15 protein-coding genes and 1 tRNA gene are annotated in these 16,000 nt (G+C 67.8%); 7 read left to right on the forward strand and 9 right to left on the reverse strand.

Annotated features, from left to right (window positions below):
- Positions 1 to 47: 47 nt before the first annotated feature.
- Both ABIB58_RS14905 and ABIB58_RS14910 read right to left on the reverse strand, forming a co-directional pair.
- Positions 48 to 122, reverse strand: a tRNA-Gly gene (locus ABIB58_RS14905).
- 118 nt (positions 123 to 240) lie between these two features.
- The gene (locus ABIB58_RS14910) at positions 241 to 1,023 is read right to left on the reverse strand and encodes an SDR family oxidoreductase (protein ID WP_354042262.1); all 783 of its coding nucleotides are present in this window, start codon (positions 1,021 to 1,023) and stop codon (positions 241 to 243) included.
- A gap of 55 nt (positions 1,024 to 1,078) precedes the next feature.
- On the opposite strand from ABIB58_RS14910, the gene ABIB58_RS14915 reads away from it, so the two are divergent.
- The gene (locus ABIB58_RS14915; protein WP_265150419.1) at positions 1,079 to 1,477 is read left to right on the forward strand and encodes a YkvA family protein; all 399 of its coding nucleotides are present in this window, start codon (positions 1,079 to 1,081) and stop codon (positions 1,475 to 1,477) included.
- Positions 1,478 to 1,636: 159 nt separating this feature from the next.
- Here ABIB58_RS14915 and ABIB58_RS14920 read toward each other — a convergent pair whose 3' ends face one another.
- On the reverse strand, positions 1,637 to 2,638 hold the full coding sequence (locus ABIB58_RS14920; RefSeq protein ID WP_354042268.1) for an NADPH:quinone oxidoreductase family protein: 1,002 nt from the start codon (positions 2,636 to 2,638) through the stop codon (positions 1,637 to 1,639).
- 144 nt (positions 2,639 to 2,782) lie between these two features.
- Here ABIB58_RS14920 and ABIB58_RS14925 point away from each other — a divergent pair, with 144 nt between their 5' ends.
- Positions 2,783 to 3,652 carry an isoaspartyl peptidase/L-asparaginase family protein gene (locus tag ABIB58_RS14925; RefSeq protein ID WP_354042272.1) on the forward strand — a complete coding sequence of 290 codons (870 nt, stop codon included), beginning with the start codon at positions 2,783 to 2,785 and terminating at the stop codon, positions 3,650 to 3,652.
- Here ABIB58_RS14925 and ABIB58_RS14930 read toward each other — a convergent pair.
- A complete protein-coding gene (locus ABIB58_RS14930; protein WP_354042276.1) occupies positions 3,649 to 5,370 on the reverse strand; it encodes an ATP-binding protein in 1,722 nt (573 codons plus the stop codon). The two genes, ABIB58_RS14925 and ABIB58_RS14930, sit on opposite strands and share 4 nt — an antisense overlap.
- 246 nt (positions 5,371 to 5,616) lie before the next feature.
- Between ABIB58_RS14930 and ABIB58_RS14935 the strand changes: the two genes are divergently transcribed.
- Entirely contained in the window at positions 5,617 to 8,481 is a 2,865-nt protein-coding gene (locus tag ABIB58_RS14935; RefSeq protein ID WP_265150423.1) for a M16 family metallopeptidase, read from the forward strand.
- Positions 8,482 to 8,813: 332 nt separating this feature from the next.
- Here ABIB58_RS14935 and ABIB58_RS14940 read toward each other — a convergent pair whose 3' ends face one another.
- The 4 genes from ABIB58_RS14940 to ABIB58_RS14955 all read right to left on the reverse strand — a co-directional run bounded on the left by ABIB58_RS14940 (position 8,814) and on the right by ABIB58_RS14955 (position 11,754).
- The gene (locus ABIB58_RS14940) at positions 8,814 to 9,647 is read right to left on the reverse strand and encodes a S1 family peptidase (protein WP_039243828.1); all 834 of its coding nucleotides are present in this window, start codon (positions 9,645 to 9,647) and stop codon (positions 8,814 to 8,816) included.
- A gap of 12 nt (positions 9,648 to 9,659) precedes the next feature.
- Positions 9,660 to 10,100, reverse strand: a complete 441-nt coding sequence (locus ABIB58_RS14945) for a DUF350 domain-containing protein (RefSeq protein WP_091751531.1) — start codon at positions 10,098 to 10,100, stop codon at positions 9,660 to 9,662.
- Between the two features lie 111 nt (positions 10,101 to 10,211).
- The gene (rlmN, locus tag ABIB58_RS14950; protein WP_354042285.1) at positions 10,212 to 11,372 is read right to left on the reverse strand and encodes a dual-specificity RNA methyltransferase RlmN; all 1,161 of its coding nucleotides are present in this window, start codon (positions 11,370 to 11,372) and stop codon (positions 10,212 to 10,214) included.
- 82 nt (positions 11,373 to 11,454) lie between these two features.
- The gene (locus ABIB58_RS14955; RefSeq protein ID WP_055754264.1) at positions 11,455 to 11,754 is read right to left on the reverse strand and encodes a DUF6356 family protein; all 300 of its coding nucleotides are present in this window, start codon (positions 11,752 to 11,754) and stop codon (positions 11,455 to 11,457) included.
- A gap of 171 nt (positions 11,755 to 11,925) precedes the next feature.
- On the opposite strand from ABIB58_RS14955, the gene ABIB58_RS14960 reads away from it, so the two are divergent.
- Complete coding sequence (locus ABIB58_RS14960; RefSeq protein ID WP_295241886.1) at positions 11,926 to 13,257, forward strand: trypsin-like peptidase domain-containing protein; 1,332 nt, start codon at positions 11,926 to 11,928, stop codon at positions 13,255 to 13,257.
- Positions 13,258 to 13,577: 320 nt separating this feature from the next.
- Positions 13,578 to 13,913: a DUF2794 domain-containing protein gene (locus ABIB58_RS14965; protein WP_354042291.1), complete on the forward strand. Its 336-nt coding sequence runs from the start codon at positions 13,578 to 13,580 to the stop codon at positions 13,911 to 13,913.
- Between the two features lie 53 nt (positions 13,914 to 13,966).
- On the opposite strand, the gene ABIB58_RS14970 is transcribed toward ABIB58_RS14965, so the two are convergent.
- Positions 13,967 to 14,716 (reverse strand): Bax inhibitor-1/YccA family protein, encoded by a 750-nt coding sequence (locus ABIB58_RS14970; RefSeq protein WP_354042294.1) that lies wholly within the window; start codon positions 14,714 to 14,716, stop codon positions 13,967 to 13,969.
- A gap of 130 nt (positions 14,717 to 14,846) precedes the next feature.
- Here ABIB58_RS14970 and thpR point away from each other — a divergent pair, with 130 nt between their 5' ends.
- Positions 14,847 to 15,386 carry an RNA 2',3'-cyclic phosphodiesterase gene (gene thpR / locus ABIB58_RS14975; protein WP_354042296.1) on the forward strand — a complete coding sequence of 180 codons (540 nt, stop codon included), beginning with the start codon at positions 14,847 to 14,849 and terminating at the stop codon, positions 15,384 to 15,386.
- Positions 15,383 to 15,967, forward strand: coding sequence for a GNAT family N-acetyltransferase (locus ABIB58_RS14980; protein ID WP_354042300.1), 585 nt, complete (start codon positions 15,383 to 15,385; stop codon positions 15,965 to 15,967). Before thpR ends, ABIB58_RS14980 begins: the two co-directional genes overlap by 4 nt.
- Positions 15,968 to 16,000 lie beyond the last annotated feature (33 nt).

Below are 16,000 nucleotides of genomic sequence, written 5' to 3' on the forward strand. Positions count from 1 at the left end.
CGGGGCCTGCCGCAACCGACAGGCCCCTGATTTTATTCGTCTCGACTTGGAGCGGGCGAAGAGATTCGAACTCTCGACCCCAACCTTGGCAAGGTTGTGCTCTACCACTGAGCTACGCCCGCACTCCGTAGGAGCTAGGTGCGCTCCCCGTCGAGGAGGGGGCGTATAGCGGAGGGTTGATCGGTCCTGCAAGAGAGAATTTGCAAAAAGCGATCAAGTCCCGCTCACGCCCCCCGCGCCTTAGCGCGGCGCCAGACGAATCCCGCCGTCCAGACGGATGCATTCACCGTTGATGTAGACGTTTCGCGCCAGCTCCAGCACCAGCGACGCATAGTCGGCCGGCGTGCCCAGGCGGCTGGGGAAGGGGATGGCGGCGGCCAGGGCGTCCTGGATCTTCTGGTCCATGCCGGCCATCATCGGCGTCCACATGATGCCGGGCAGGATGGTGTTGCAGCGCACCCCTTCCTGGGCCAGATCGCGCGCGATCGGCAGGGTCATCGCATAGACGCCGCCCTTGGACGCCGAATAGGCCGCCTGGCCGATCTGGCCGTCCTGAGCTGCGACGGAGGCGGTGTTGACGATCAGGCCGCGCTCGCCGTCCGCCATCGGCTCCAGGGTCACCATGCCCGCCGCCGACTGCGACAGGACCCGGAAGGTGCCGAACAGGTTGACCCGCACCGTGCGCTCGAACTGGGCCATGTCGTGGGCATTGATCTCGCCGGTGTCCTTCTTGCGCGAGACGGTCTTCTGGCCCGTAGCGATACCGGCGCAGTTGACGGTCAGACGCTCCTGGCCATGGGCGGCGCGGGCCTTTTCGAAGGCGGCGGCGACCGAGGCGTCGTCAGTCACGTCCACCTGACAGAAGACGCCGCCGATCTCGGCCGCAATGGCCTCGCCCTTTTCGGCGTTCAGGTCGAACAGGGCGACCTTGGCCCCCGTCGCCGCGATGGCGCGCGCGGCGCCTTCGCCCAGGCCCGAGGCGCCGCCGGTGACCACTGCGGCGATGGTGTTGTCGAGTTTCATCCTGATCGTTCCTATATTGTCGTGAACCTGAGTTTCGTTTGAGGATTTAGCGGCCATGACCGCCAAAGCCAAACCCGCCGATCCATCGGATATCCTGGACCCGAAAAAGGCGCTCGTGCCGTCGGTGGTGAAGATCAACGAGGCCCGCGTGGCCAAGGGCTTCTGGCCCAAGATCCAGCGCACGGCCGCCCGCATCCCTTTTGCGGACCAGGCCCTGGCCGCCTGGTACGCCGCGCGCGATCCGCAGACGCCGATGGCGGCCAAGGGCATGATCTTCGCGGGTCTGGCCTATTTCGTCATGCCGGTGGACGCCATTCCCGACATCTTCGCGGGCATCGGCTATACCGACGACGCAGCCGTCATCACCGCCCTGCTGGCCCTGGTCGGCGCCAACATCAAACGCCGCCACCGCGACCAGGCCGAGGACGCGGTGCAGCGGCTGAAGGCGAAATGACGATCAGCCTCGCTTGGCGATTTTAGAATCCGTCATCCTCGCCCTTGTGGCGAGGATCCATACGCCCGGTGCGTCCGCATCGTGCGGAGTCGGCGAATACCGGGATTATGGATCCCAGGGACAAGCCCTGGGATGACGAAAGTGGTAGCGGTCCGTCCTTCAGCTCTCGACCGTCACCACGATCTTGCCAAGCGCCTGACGGTCGCCCAGGGCTTTGATCGCCTCGCCGGCCTTTTCCAGCGGGAAGGTTTTGGACACGCGCGGCCTGATCTTGCCGTCGGCGTACATCTGCATCAGTTCGGCCATGTTGGCGGCGTGGGCCTTGGGATTGCGCATCACCGCCGCGCCCCAGAAGACCCCGATCACCGACACCGACTTCAGCAGCGTCAGGTTCAGCGGCAGGGACGGAATGCCCGCCGGGAAGCCGACCACCAGATAGCGCCCGTTCCAGTCCATGGCCCTCAGCGCCGGATCGGCGTAGTCGCCCCCGACTGCGTCATAAACGACGTCCGCGCCGTCGCGGCCGGTCGCCAGCTTGAACTCGCCGGACAGCTCTTTCTGCGCCGCCTTGTCCATGGGTCCCGACGGATAGATCAGGCCGTTGTCGGCGCCCAGTTCAAGCGCGAACTCGACCTTGTCGTTGGTCGAGGCGGCGGCGACGACGCGCGCGCCCATGGCCTTGCCCAGTTCGACGGCGGCGGCGCCGACGCCCCCGGCCGCGCCCAGCACCAGCAGGGTCTCGCCTGGCTGCAGGTTGGCGCGGTCCTTCAACGCATAATAGCTGGTGCCATAGGTCATGATCAGGGCCGCCGCCTCCTCGAAGCTCATGGCGTCGGGGATGGGGATGACCGTCTCGGCCCGCACCGCCAGCCGTTCGACCAGCCCGCCCCAGCCCGGCACGGCGATGACCCGGTCGCCCTTGCGCACGCCCTTGACCCCTTCGCCCACCGCTTCGACCACGCCGGCGACCTCGGCGCCCGGCGAGAAGGGCCGCTCGGGCCGGAACTGGTATTTGTCCTCGATGATCAGGGTGTCGGGATAGTTGATCCCCACCGCCTTGACCTCGATGATCACCTCGCCCGCCTTGGGCGTCGGGTCGAGCACGTCTTCCACGACCAGGGTTTCGGGGCCGCCAGGCGTTTTGGACAGAACAGCGCGCATCAAAGTTTCCTTTCTTGGCCTATCGCGCTTTGCGCTGCTTGAGGCCGTTTTCCCTGGACCGACATGGCGCGGCCTTCATCGCGACGCTAAAGAGCGCCACGCCCGTTTGAAAGAGGCGATAAGGACAAGGCTCAGGAAGACGACATGACCGCCCTCATCCTCCACGGCGGCGCCGGCGCCCGGCGCGAACGCAACTACGACGCCGAGGTCGTGCATATGCGCGAGGTGGTCGAGGCCATGAAGGTCCGGCTGGACGCGGGCGACAGCGCCTTGGACGTCGCCACCGCCGCTGTCGTCATGCTGGAGGATTCGGGCCTCTATGTCGCGGGCAAGGGCGCATCTCCCAATCTCGCCGGCGCCTATGAGCTGGACGCCAGCATCATGGACGGATCGACGAAACGCGCCGGCGCAGTCGCCGCCCTGCAGGGGTTCCGCAATCCCGTCGTCGCCGCCCGCGCGGTGATGGATCGCACCCCCCACGTCATGCTGGTGGGCGACGGCGCGGCCCTGTTCGCCCACGACCAGGGGCTGGAGCCCATCGCCGACGAAGCCGCCTGGTTCACCGGCGCCGGTAAGGGCGAGGACAACCATCCGCCCGGAACGCTCAGCCACGGCACCGTCGGCGCCTGCGTGCTGGACAGCCAGGGCCGTCTCGCCGCGGCCACCTCGACCGCCGGGGTGTTCGGCAAGATGCCGGGCCGCGTCGGCGACACGCCGATCCCCGCCGCCGGAACCTGGGCCGACGCCCACGCCGCGACCTCCTGCACCGGCCAGGGCGAATATTTCATCCGCGTCGCCGCCTCCGCCCAGGTCGCCTGGCGCGTCGCCGCCGGCCAGTCGCTGGCCGAGGCGACCCAGGCCGTCATCGACGAGATCGGCTCCCTGGGCGGCGACGGCGGCATGATCGCCCTGGACGCCGCCGGAAACATCGCCGCCCCGTTCAACAGCCAGGGGATGAAGCACGCCTGGCTGACCACCGCCGGCGAGATCGGCGTCCAGGTCTTCCGCGACTAGGTCTTGGCGGACATCACGTCGGAAATGGTGGTCAGCAGCCGTTTCAGATCGATGGGCTTGCTGACCACGGCATCCATGCCCGCGGCCAGATAGCTCTCGACCTGCTCCACCATCGCATTGGCCGTCAGGGCGATGATCGGCGTACGCACCAGCCCCTGGTCGGTCGCGCGCTGCCGGATCGTCCGGGTCGCCGTCGGACCGTCCATGTGCGGCATCTGCACATCCATCAGGATCAGGTCCCAGTCGCGCGCTTGCGTCGCTTCGACCGCCTGAAGCCCATCATCGACGATCTCGACCTCGATCCCGACCTGGCCCAGAAGCCCCCGGATCACCTGCTGATTGACCGGGTGGTCCTCGGCGACCAGCACCCGCAGCGCTCTCTCCGGCTCGGCGTCCGGCGCATCCTCACCGGCCTTCTCGGGCTGCGCTGGCGTCAGCGGCAGCGTGACGATGAAGGTCGCCCCTTCGCCCGCCTCGCTCTCCACCTCGATCCGACCGCCCATCAACTCCACAAGAGTCGCCACGATCGACAGGCCCAGCCCGGCCCCGTCGCGCCGGTCGACGGCCGCCGCCTCGATCTGGGCGAAGCGCGTGAAGATTTGCCCGATCTGGTCCGCCGGTATGCCCCGCCCGGTGTCCGACACCCGGAACACCGCCCCGGCGTCCGTCAGCGCGACATTCAGCGCCACCTGTCCCTCGGCCGTGAACTTGATGGCGTTGGACAGCAGGTTGAACAGGATCTGGCGCAGCCGGACCGGATCGGCGCTGACCCATCCCAGGCCCGGCGACACGACGTGGAAGGCCAGACCCTTGCTTTCGGCCAAGGGCCTCAGAGTCTCTGTGACCTCGTGGACCAGGGCGTCCGCATCGATGGGCTGCGGCACGATCTCCAGTTGCCCCTCTTCGATCCGCGACAGGTCCAGGATCTGGTTGATCAGGTCCAGCAGGGTGTGGGCCGACCGATCCAGAATCTCCAGTCGCGCCTTCTGCCGATCCTCCAGCGCGTCGCCCGCCATGATCTGCGCCATGCCGATGACGCCGTTCAGAGGGGTGCGAATTTCATGGCTCATATTGGCCAGGAAGCGGGACTTGGCGGCATTGGCTTCGTCCGCCTCCAGACGCGCGCACCGGGCGGCGTCGCGGTCCAGCACGGCCGCCTCATGCGCCGCCTGCACGTCCATCAGCAACGCCTTGTTGCGCTGGTCCGCCGCGAACAGATCGCACCACAGGGCGTGGGTCGCGCGCGAGATGATGAACAGGATCGTCGCCAGCATGACGAAGGCCGCCGCCACCGCCAGACCGTGCGGCCCGATCAGCGAGGGATAGATCACGACCAGCACGGTCGCGCAGATCGGCGCCGCCGCCAGCGCCAACAGCCGAGGCGCCGCGCTGAACTGAACGAAGGCCACGCCGATCGACCAGACCTGGATCAGCACCACTACCAGCATCACATCGGCGCGGGGGTTCATCAGCCAGGCGATCAGCGGGCCGGACACCCCCAGGGCGAACCGGATCGCCACGATGGCCATCAGCAGCGGCGGCCAGCCCGCGATGGGCGCCTCAGCCTTCTGGTAGCGCCTGACGCGCCCTTGCGCCCAGGCATCGAACGCCATGCCGACGAGGGCGAACCCCAGCCCCACCCACGGCTGCCCGAGGGCCGCCAGGATCAGCCCGGCGGACGCCCAGCTGCCGTAGAGAACGGCGGGCGGAGTAACCATATTTTGCAGGACGAAGGCCCAGACCGCGATCTTTTCGTCGGAGACAGAAGTCGCTTTCGCTCGTCTCGGCACGCGTCCTCGGCTTGGGTGGTCGCTGGATTGCGACCTATCGGCGAATAGAGCGCCGTCGGGGGTTTGTCCATCAACGGCCTTGCTTAATCCGTTTCATTACAGGTCGGTAAGGTGCAAGACGCCCAATCGCTGATACGGTCTCGGCGCCCGGCGTCCCGGGCTTCGGAGCCCTTCATGAAATCCCGCCTGATCGCCACAGCCGCCGCCTCGGCCCTCCTTCTCGGCCTCGCCGCCCCCGCCTTCGCAGAGGGCGCCGCGCCCGCCGCGGCCGCCGCTCAATCGACCGGGCAGGCGCCGCAGGGCGTGACCGTGCCCCCGCTGGGCTTCACCAAGCGCGTCCTGGCCAATGGGCTGGAGGTTTATTCGGCGCGTGACGCCGACACCTCGAACGTCACGGTCCAGGTCTGGTACAAGGTCGGCTCCAAGGACGACCCGGCCGGCCGCTCGGGCTTCGCCCACCTGTTCGAACACCTGATGTTCAAGTCCACCACCAACCTGCCGCCCGAGACCTTCGACCGGCTGACCGAGGATGTGGGCGGCTCCAACAACGCCTTCACCGCCGACGACACCACCGCCTATTTCGAGACCGTGCCCGCCAACCATCTGGAGCGGATGCTGTTCGCCGAGGCCGACCGCATGGGTTCGCTGGTCGTGGACGAGCCGACCTTCGTCGCCGAACGCGACGTGGTGAAGGAGGAATACCGCCAGCGAATCCTGGCCAACCCCTACGGCCGCCTGTTCGGTCTGTTCGTGCCCGAGACCATCTATCAGGACAGCCCCTATCGCCGTCCGGGCATCGGCTCGATCGAGGAGCTGGAGGCCTCGTCGCTGGAGGACGTGCGCCGCTTCCACGCCACCTATTATCGTCCCGACGCCGCCTATCTGATCGTGGCCGGCAACTTCGACCAGGCTCAACTGGACCGCTGGGTCGATCAGTATTTCGGCCCGCTGAAGAACCCGACCACGCCGATCCCGACCAACAATGTCGTCGAGCCCGAGCCGACGGGTCCGCGCAACGTCACCTACTATGCGCCCAACGTGCCGCTGCCGGCCGCCGTCGTCGCCTGGCCGACGGTGAAATACGCTGACGCCGACCGCGCCGCCCTGACCGTTCTGGACGGCATCCTGTCCACCGGCGAATCCAGCCGCCTGTATCGCTCGTTGGTCTATGACAAGCAGATCGCGGCCCAGATCGGCTCGACCCCCGACTTCTCGCAGCAGGCCGGCAATCTGTCCGCCCTGGCCATCATGGCTCAGGGCCATACGGCCGAGGAAGGCATCGCCGCCCTGAACGAAGAGATCGGCAAGCTGCGCGATGTTCCTGTCACCGCCGAGGAACTGGCCGAGGCCAAGAACGAACTGGTCGCCGACGCCCTGCGCAGCCGCGAGACGGTGGATGACCGCGCGACCGCCCTGGGCTTCTCGCTGATCAACACCGGCTCGGCCGCCGCCGCCGACGATGAGGTCGCTCAGATCCAGGCCGTCACCGTCGCCGACATTCAGCGCGTCGCCCGCAAGTATCTGACGCCGCAACGCCAGTCGACGATCACCTTCCTGGCCGCCGACGACCAGAACCCCGCCTCGGTCCAGAAGATGAACGTGGACGCCCCCGTAAAGGTCGCCGACCTGGCCCCCGCCGGTCCGCCCGCCGTCCTGCTGCCCGAGGCGGAGCGCAAGCCCCTGCCCCAGCCGGGCGCCGAGGTGGCGCCCGTGACGCCGACCGTCGCCGATTTCCGGCTCGATAACGGCCTGCGCGTTTTGGTCGCCCCGACCGACGGCGTGCCGCTGGTCTCGGCCCGCCTCAGCTTCGACGCCGGTTCGTCCGATGATCCGACGGGCAAGGCCGGCGTCGCCGCCATGACCGCCGCGCTTCTGACCCAGGGCACAAAGACCAGGACCGCGCCCGAGATCGCCACCCAGATCGAACAACTGGGCGCCAGCGTGGGCGCATCGGCCGGGGTCGACTTCTCGAACGTCTATGCCAACGCCCCCTCGAACGCCTTCCCGGCGACCGTCGCCCTGATGGCGGATCTGGTGAAGAACCCCACCTTCGCCGGCGAAGAGCTTGAACGTCAGCAGGCCCAGACCCTGGACGGCCTGCGCGTCGCCCTCAGCCAGCCGGCGTCCATCGCCGGCATGACGGTCGGCCGCGTCATCTACGGCGACGCCCCCTATGGCGCGACGATCACCCAGCAGACTGTCCCGGCCATCACGGCGGCCGACGTCGCCGCCTTCCACGCCGCGCGCTACCGGCCGTCGGACGCGACCCTGGTCTTCTCGGGCGACATCACGCCGGCCGCCGCCCGCGCCCTGGCGCAACAGACGTTCGGCGACTGGCGTCCGGCCGGCGCGGCCCCGGCCGCTGCGACCAATCCGGCCGGCCAGCCCCTGGCGCCGCGCATTGTCGTGGTGAACCAACCCGGCGCCGGTCAGGCCGCGGTCGTCGCCGCCGTTCGCGGCGTGTCACGCACCGATGCGGACTTCTTCCCGCTGACGGTCGGCAACACCCTGCTGGGCGGCGGCTTCTCGTCGCGCCTGAACCAGGAAATCCGCATCAAGCGCGGTCTGTCCTACGGCGCCTCGTCGTCGCTGGGCGCACGGGCGGATGCGGGCCTGTTCACCGCCTCGACCCAGACCAAGAACGAGACCGCCGACGAGGTCGCCGATCTGATCCTGGCTGAGATCGCCAAGCTGGGAACCGAGACCCCGACCCAGGCCGATCTGGCCCCGCGCCGCGCCACCCTGATCGGCGGCTTCGGCCGCTCGCTGGAGACGGTGGACGGCCTGGGCGCCCTGGTCGCCAACCTGGCGCTCTATGATCTGCCCATGAGCGACCTCGCCGACTACGCCGGCCGGGTCCGCGCCGTCACGCCGGAACAGGTCGAGGCCGCCTTCGCCGAACACCTGCCGGTCAATCGCGCCAGCCTGGTCATCGTCGGCGACGGCTCGAAGTTCCTGGACGATCTGCGCGCCAAACACCCGAACCTCGAAGTCATCGAGGCGGGCGCCCTGAATCTGAACACCGGCTCGCTGAAGTAAGGCCGGATCGGCAAGCCCCCTCCTTCCCCTGGCGGCGAAGGAGGGGGTCGGCCGCCAGCCGTCGTATGTTCAGAACCTAAGTCGTCTCTTTTCAGGGACTTTCGGGACGCCGTCGACAATCATCCATACAGGCGTCGAACGGGGATATGATCCATCCCTGATCTTTGACATCGCGATCCCCACGCCGAGTCCTTGACTCTCAAGGTCGGGCCCGACCGGCCTCGACAATTGCACGCGCTCAATTCCTGCGCAGATTTATCCCTGAGATTTCCGTCTCTTGGCGCCGAATTGCACGCCATTGCACCTTTTTCGCCGCGTGCAATTTCCGTCCGCTAGACCGACAGACACACCACCTGGGCCACGCGCAGGTCGCGTCTCAGCCGGTTGGACACCTGGCCGTAATCCTCGGTCGTGATGGTCTGGCCGCGCGCGTCGTCGGCCGGCGTCTGTTCGCCGCGAATGGCCGGCCCGAACGTCTCCGGCGCCGTCGTATAGATCCGGCCCCGTCTCGGCGCCTCGGCGATGGTGACGCCCACGACGCGGCCCTGCGCATCCAGGGCCGGCGCGCCGGACAGGCCCGACAATGTGCCCTCAAGCCCGTTGGTGCGCCCGACCTCGGCCCAGGACAGCACCGGCTCGTCGCGCGCGCCGCGCCCGAAGACCTTCAAGGTCTCGCGTCCCAGCAGGCGAGACGTCACCTCGCCGGGACGCCCCTGAGGAAAGCCCGGATGGAAGGCGCGCTGACCCTTGCGCAGCGGCGCCTCGACCGCGACCGGCAGCGCGGCGGGACCGCCGTCGGTGATCAGCAAGGCGACGTCGGCGCGCGGCGCCAGACGGACGTCGGCCGCGACCGCCCGCCCCTCGCCGACCACCAACGCCGGCTTGCGGCACCCCTCGACGACATGGCGCGCCGTCACCCAGCGCCCCCGTCCTGCGATGGAGAAGGCCGTGCCCGACGACGGCTTGAACGGCGCCTCGCCCGCATCGACGGTCACGGCGGCGTCAAAGGGGGTGATGGGGCCCAACAGCGCGCCCTCGGCCACATCGGCGCCGGCCTCCGCGACCGGCGGCGCATCGGCGTTCTCGCGTCGCCCCAGGGACACCGCCAGAAACACGGCCGCCACCGCTCCATAGATGGCCCAGTCCGGCAGGCGGGGAAACTGCATCGCTCCGGCCGATCAGCCGGTCAGCGCGGCGGACAGGATGACGGCCGTCGCCAGTTTGGCGCCCAGCAGCACCACCGCCGCCGAGATCTCGCCGTGGCGGATTCGCTCCGGCAGGCCCGTCAGCAGCAGGTCCACGACCCGGAAGGCCAGAAGCTGCAACACCACGGTCGCCACGCCCCAGATGGCGATGTCGCGCACCGAGGTCGACACCGCCAGCGACACCGCCAGCGGCACCGCCAACCCCACCAGAATGCCGGCGAAGGCGATGGCGGCGGCGACATTGCCCTGACGGATCAGGGCGACCTCCTTCCACGGCGTCAGCAAGGCATAGACCGTCGCCCCCGCCGCGAGCAGCAGCAGGGTCACGATCAGGTGCATCACCATGACCGGGAAGCCCGAGGCGAAAGCCTGCACCTCGGCGCTGGAAAGGACGTTCGACAAGGAGGGGTCCATGCCCAGACGCCTTGCCCGATTGTCGCCCCAATCCGCAAGCGCGCCGGGGACACACTGCGTGACATTATGTGTCCGAAGGTTGTGCCCTCTCATCAAGAGAGGACATCAGGATCAGGCCGCCGCCTGTTCCGCCTTCCGCAGAGCCGAGGCCCTGATCTTCTCGCTTTCGGATTTCAGCTGACCGCACGCGGCCAGGATGTCGCGGCCGCGGGGGGTGCGGATGGGCGAGGCGTAGCCGGCCTTGTTCAGGATGGCGGCGAAGCGTTCGATCGTCTTCCAGTCCGAGCATTCGTATTCGACGCCGGGCCAGGGATTGAACGGGATCAGATTGATCTTGGCCGGTATGCCCTCGATCAGCTTCAGCAGCGCCCGCGCCTCTTCGGGGCTGTCGTTGACGCCCTTCAGCATGACGTATTCGAACGTCACCCGCCGCGCGTTCGACAGGCCCGGATAGGCCCGGATCGCCGCCATCAGCTGGTCCAGCGGGTATTTCTTGTTCAGCGGCACCAGCACGTCGCGCAGGGCGTCGTTGGTGGCGTGCAGGCTGATGGCCAGCATGGCCGCCGTCCGGTCGCCCAAGGCCTGAAGCTGCGGCACCACGCCCGAGGTCGAGACCGTGATCCGGCGACGCGACAGGGCGATGCCCTCATTGTCCGAGATGATGTCGATGGCGTCGGCGACGTGGTCCAGATTGTAGAGCGGCTCGCCCATGCCCATGAAGACGATGTTGGACAGGCGCCGGTCTTCCTTGGGCGACGGCCATTCCTCCAGGTCGTCGCGCGCGACCTGGACCTGGGCCACGATCTCGGCGGCGGTCAAGTTGCGCACCAGCTTCTGCGTGCCGGTGTGGCAGAAGGTGCAGTTCAGGGTGCAGCCGACCTGGCTGGACACGCACAGGGCGCCGGCCCGGCCCACGTCGGGAATATAGACGGTCTCGATCTCGATGCCCGGCGCGGTTCGGATAAGCCATTTGCGCGTGCCATCCTTGGACACCTGGCGTTCGACGACCTCGGGGCGGGCCAGGGTGAAATGCTCGGCCAGCTTGGCCTGCATGTCCTTGGCGACATTGCTCATGGCCGAAAACTCGGTCACGCCATAGTGGTGGATCCAGCTCCACACCTGGCTGGCGCGCATCTTGGCCTTTTCGGGCGGACAGACGTCCGCGTCGATCAGGGCCTGGCGCAGGCCGGGGCGCGTCAGACCGCTGAGGTTGACGGTAGCCTTGACGGCGGGCGCGTTAGAGACGCGCGAAAGATCGAGCGTGATGCTCAAGGCGGCGATCCTGCGTGAGGTTGAGCCGGCCTATATAGCACGGATCCCGGCGATTGCATGGCCGGGGCGGATTCGACTGCCCTTAGAGGCCCACGTCCCAGACGCCGGCGTCGCGCATCCGGGTCTCGCGCGCCTCCTCGGCCCGACCGCCCATATCCTTGGCCATGCTGCGGATCGCGGTCGAGACGGTGGTCTTGTGCACGCCCGGCACGATCGCGTGGGCGAAGGCGGCGCCCGCCAGACCCAGCAGTTTGAAGCCGAAACCCGCCGAAGCGACCATGTGCTGAAGATAGGTCTCGTCAACCTCGCGCGGGTGGTCGCGGAACAGGCGGTCGAACGGGGTCGAGCCCGAACGGCGGCGGTCGATCGTCGTCTGGCTCATGGCGGCGCCCTTCCCTGCTTCGTCGCCTTATGGTCACGCCGGACGGCCGACGACGCAACCCCCATCGCAATCTGTTCATTGGACGTGACCGACGCGCGACCCGCTCGCTTCAGACCCATCGTCAGAAGTGAAAACTCGGTCTAGGGTCGGCGTTCGATCAAGGAAATGCCCATGCCGATCCGCCTTTCGCCCGCCTCTTCCATGGCCGTCGCCTTGGCCCTGCTGGCCTCAGCGACGCCGGTGCTGGCGCAGTCGGGCGCGGCAGGCCTGCCTTATGACGCCCGGCGCGGGGTCTTCAGCTTCTCGTCGGGGCTCGAGGGCTCGCTTCCGGCGGTGGTGCAGGTCACGACCCTGGGCCAGTCGCGCGGTCCTAGTTCGGACGCGGCCGATCCCAAACCCTACGCCTCCGGTTCCGGCGTCATCGTCGATGCGGCCGAGGGGCTGGTGATCACCAACAATCACGTCGTCGAGGGCGGGCGAAAGTTCACCGTCGATCTGACGGACGGCCGCCTGTTCGACGCCGTGCTGGTCGGGGCGGACAAGGCGACCGACATTGCCGTGCTGCGCATCACGCCCGACGGTCGGCCGCTGAACCTCAAACAGGTCCAGACGGTGGATTCCGACACCCTGCGCACCGGCGACCTGGCCTTCGCGGTCGGCTATCCGCTGGGCCTGGACCAGACCCTGACCATGGGCGTCATCTCGGGCCTGAACCGCTCAGGGCTAGGCGATGCGGTCGAGGACTATATCCAGACCGACGCGGCCGTGAACTCGGGCAATTCGGGCGGGCCGCTGCTGGATAGCCGGGGCCGGCTGATCGGCATCAACACCTCGATCCTGTCGGGGGGTCTCGGCGGCGGCAACGACGGCATCGCCTTCGCCGTGCCGACGCGGATCATGCTCTACGTCGCCGACCAGCTGAAGAAGAACGGCGAGGTCAAGCGCGGCGCGACCGGGGCCATCTTCGGCTCGCTGAACGCCGAACGCGCGCGCGATCTGCACCTGGGCATCGTGCGTGGGGCCGTTGTGGCCGATGTCGCGCCGGGATCGCCGGCCGAACGCGCGGGCCTGCGCCACAACGACGTCATCACCCGGATCCAGGGCCGCCCCGTCGCCAACGCCGGCTCGGTCAACGCCACCATCGGCATCGCCGCGCCGGGCTCGGATCTCAGCGTCTCCTATCTGCGCGGCGGCCGCGAGGCGACCACGTCGCTGGCGGTCGAGACACCCGCTGATCAGCCCGTGATCGTTGGGGCCCAGTCGGTGCTGGCCTATGGGGCGACGCTGCGAGACCAGGACGGCGGCGCCCAGGTCACGGCCGTCGCGGCCGGCTCGCCCGCCGCTCAGGCCGAACTGACGGCCGGCGATGTGATTACCGCCATCGCAGGCGCGCCCGTCGCCGACGCTCGCGCGGCCGCCACCGCCCTGCAGGGCGCCTCGGGATCGGTCGAAGCGACCGTGCTCAGAAACGGAGAGACCCTGAACCTGACCCTGTCGCTCTAGGCGGGATCAGACGCCGACGTTTCGCTGCTGGCAGGCTCCAGACAGCGAAACGCCCGCCTTGCCAGGGAGGGGGAGGGGAAAGGCAGGGCGGGCGCTCGCTTGGAGGAAGCATCGGCCGCCGGAGCCCGTAAACTGGAAACATCCAGGGGGGCTGGGGGGGGCTGTTCAGGATCCGGGACGCTTCCGAACTCCGACGAGCCGATGGTCGATATTTCGTTGCGCATACGGGCGGGCGAAGGACCGAAACGGGGCCATTTCGTGTCTGCGTCGATTTCTTGGCCGCCTCTGGCGTCGGGCCGCCAGCGGCCTAAGGTGAGCCTATGAGTCTGAACCCTCACGACACGACGCCGGCGCCCGGCCCCGTCTTTTTCGACCGTCGCGAACTGGACCCGATCCTCAGGGTCTATGGCCGCATGGTCGCGCAGGGCGAATGGCGCGACTACGCCATGGTCGGGCACAAGGATTTCGCCGAGTTCGCCGTCTTTCGCCGCAGCGGCGACGCCCCGCTCTACCGGATCGAAAAGCGACCTGCCCTTCAGACCCGCCAGGGCCAGTGGGCCGTCATCGGCGAAGGCGGCCAGATCCTGAAACGCGGCCGCGACCTGACCCAGGTGTTGCGCGTCTTCGACGGCCGCAAGTTCCAAGTGGTGGAGTAGAAACAAAAAGGGCCCCGCGAGGGGCCCTTTCCGAATCCGTCTTTCGACCGATCTCAGTTCCGGTTGCCGCCCATGAAGGCCAGCAGGAATTGGAACAGGTTCACGAAGTTGATGAACAGGCTCAACGCGCCGAAGCCGGTCGCCACGCCCATCGCGTTCTGGTCGCCGCCCAAGGCGTAGTAGGTCATCTTCAGACGCTGAGTGTCGTAGGCGATCAGACCCGAGAAGATCAGCACGCCCAGGCCGGAGATGATCAGGTAGAAGGTCCCGGACTGCAGGAACATGTTCACGATCGAGGCGATGATCAGGCCGATCACGCCCATGATCAGGAAGGTGCCCATGCCGGTCAGGTCCTTCTTGGTCGTGTAGCCCACCAAGCTCAGACCGCCGAAGGCCGCCGCCGTCACTAGGAAGGTGGTGGCCAGCGAACCGCCCGTATAGCGCAGGAACAGGATGCCCAGACCCGCGCCGATCGTGGCGACCACGGCCCAGTAAAGCATGTTCACGCCCTTGGCCGTCGGGTTCTTCATGAAGAACATCGAGCCGAACAGCATCACCAGCGGCGAAAACTGGACGATCATGCCCAGGATCGTCAGGCCGATCCGGCCGTCCGCCGTCTGGACGAACAGCAGACGCTGGACTTCGTAAACATTGCCCGTGAAATAGGCTAGGGCGCCGGCGACCACGAGGCCGAGCGCCAGCTTGTTGTAGACGCCCAGCATGAAGCTGCGCAGGCCGGCGTCGACCGACATGTCGGCCGTCTGCGGCAGAGGACGGGCGTAACCGTTGTTGAAATCGCTCATGGCGACGAACTTTCTCCGATTGGCCGGAGAGGCTTCTCCGGTCACAGGCTTTGAATATCGTGAGCCGAGGCCCGCGCTGCAAGGAAAACCTGACTTGGAGGCTTGTGTTCCGGCCGCTACTTTCGGTCGCATGCTTCGTCTGTTCACCGCCCTGATCCTGCCGCCCGACGTCGCAGAGACGCTGAAACGACGGCAATCGGGCCTGCCCGGCGCGAGGTGGCGGCCGCTGGACGCCCTGCACGTCACGCTCGCCTTCTATGGCGAGATCGACGAACGCCGCGCCGACGACCTGGCGTCGGAACTGACGCGCGTGACGGGCGGTCCGTTCGAGATCGCGCTGAAGGGCGTCGGCTGTTTCGGCGACGACCACCGCAGCCACACGCTGTGGGCTGGGGTCGAGACGCCCAATGAGCGCCTGTCGGTCCTCGCCGGACGCTGTAAGGCCGCCGGAGAACGCGCCGGGATCGGCATGGAGGCGCGCGCCTACAAACCGCATGTGACCCTGGCCTATCTGAAAACCCAGACCAATCCCGACCGGCTCGGCGCCTGGGTGTCAGGGCACAATTTGCTGCATTCGCCGCCGATCCGCATCGACCGCTTCGGCCTGTATTCCAGCGTCCTGACCGACAGCGGCAGCCACTACGAACTGGAGCGGGAGTATCTGCTGTGAGCACTGCCCCCTACGCCCTGCCGCCCCATGTCGCTCTGGGGCCGACGCTGGAGACCGAGCGGCTGATCCTGCGTCCACCGGCGGTTGAGGACTTTCCGCGCTGGGCCGCGTTCATGGCCGATCCCGAGACCGCCCGCTTCATCGGCGGGGTTCAACCCGCGCCCCAGGTCTGGCGCCTGATCTGCACCGTCGCGGGCATGTGGGCCCTGACGGGCGAAGGGATGTTCTCCATCTTGGAAAAGGAGACCGGCCAGTGGATCGGCCGTATCGGGCCGCTGCACCCCTATGGCTGGCCGGGCCGCGAGGTGGGCTGGAGCCTGCATCGCGACGCCACCGGCAAGGGCTATGCCGTCGAAGCGGCCGCAGCCACGATGGACTACGCCTTCGAGGTGCTGGGCTGGGACGACGTGATCCACTGCATCGCGCCCGAGAACCTGCCCTCGGCGGCGGTCGCGACACGGTTGGGTTCGCGCCATCGCGGGCCGGGCGCCCTGCCCGAACCCCTCCAGGACATCGCCATCGATCTGTGGGGCCAGACGCGCAACGAATGGATGGTGAATCGGGTGCGCCTAAAGCGCTGACCACAACCGAACGCGGCGGCGCGTCGTATCCCT

Origin of the sequence: Brevundimonas sp. UYEF29 (assembly GCF_040546195.1) — a bacterium.
Lineage (GTDB): Bacteria > Pseudomonadota > Alphaproteobacteria > Caulobacterales > Caulobacteraceae > Brevundimonas > Brevundimonas huaxiensis.

Excerpts from the sequence above, each read along its gene's own strand:
- ABIB58_RS14970 (WP_354042294.1), bottom strand. The coding sequence starts at position 14,716 with ATGAGCGATTTCAACAACGGTTACGCCCGTCCTCTGCCGCAGACGGCC.
- ABIB58_RS14935 (WP_265150423.1), top strand. The coding sequence starts at position 5,617 with ATGAAATCCCGCCTGATCGCCACAGCCGCCGCCTCGGCCCTCCTTCTC.
- ABIB58_RS14940 (WP_039243828.1), bottom strand. The coding sequence starts at position 9,647 with ATGCAGTTTCCCCGCCTGCCGGACTGGGCCATCTATGGAGCGGTGGCG.
- ABIB58_RS14955 (WP_055754264.1), bottom strand. The coding sequence starts at position 11,754 with ATGAGCCAGACGACGATCGACCGCCGCCGTTCGGGCTCGACCCCGTTC.
- ABIB58_RS14930 (WP_354042276.1), bottom strand. The coding sequence starts at position 5,370 with ATGGTTACTCCGCCCGCCGTTCTCTACGGCAGCTGGGCGTCCGCCGGG.
- ABIB58_RS14915 (WP_265150419.1), top strand. The coding sequence starts at position 1,079 with ATGACCGCCAAAGCCAAACCCGCCGATCCATCGGATATCCTGGACCCG.
- ABIB58_RS14960 (WP_295241886.1), top strand. The coding sequence starts at position 11,926 with ATGCCGATCCGCCTTTCGCCCGCCTCTTCCATGGCCGTCGCCTTGGCC.
- thpR (WP_354042296.1), top strand. The coding sequence starts at position 14,847 with ATGCTTCGTCTGTTCACCGCCCTGATCCTGCCGCCCGACGTCGCAGAG.
- ABIB58_RS14910 (WP_354042262.1), bottom strand. The coding sequence starts at position 1,023 with ATGAAACTCGACAACACCATCGCCGCAGTGGTCACCGGCGGCGCCTCG.
- ABIB58_RS14920 (WP_354042268.1), bottom strand. The coding sequence starts at position 2,638 with ATGCGCGCTGTTCTGTCCAAAACGCCTGGCGGCCCCGAAACCCTGGTC.
- ABIB58_RS14965 (WP_354042291.1), top strand. The coding sequence starts at position 13,578 with ATGAGTCTGAACCCTCACGACACGACGCCGGCGCCCGGCCCCGTCTTT.
- ABIB58_RS14945 (WP_091751531.1), bottom strand. The coding sequence starts at position 10,100 with ATGGACCCCTCCTTGTCGAACGTCCTTTCCAGCGCCGAGGTGCAGGCT.
- ABIB58_RS14925 (WP_354042272.1), top strand. The coding sequence starts at position 2,783 with ATGACCGCCCTCATCCTCCACGGCGGCGCCGGCGCCCGGCGCGAACGC.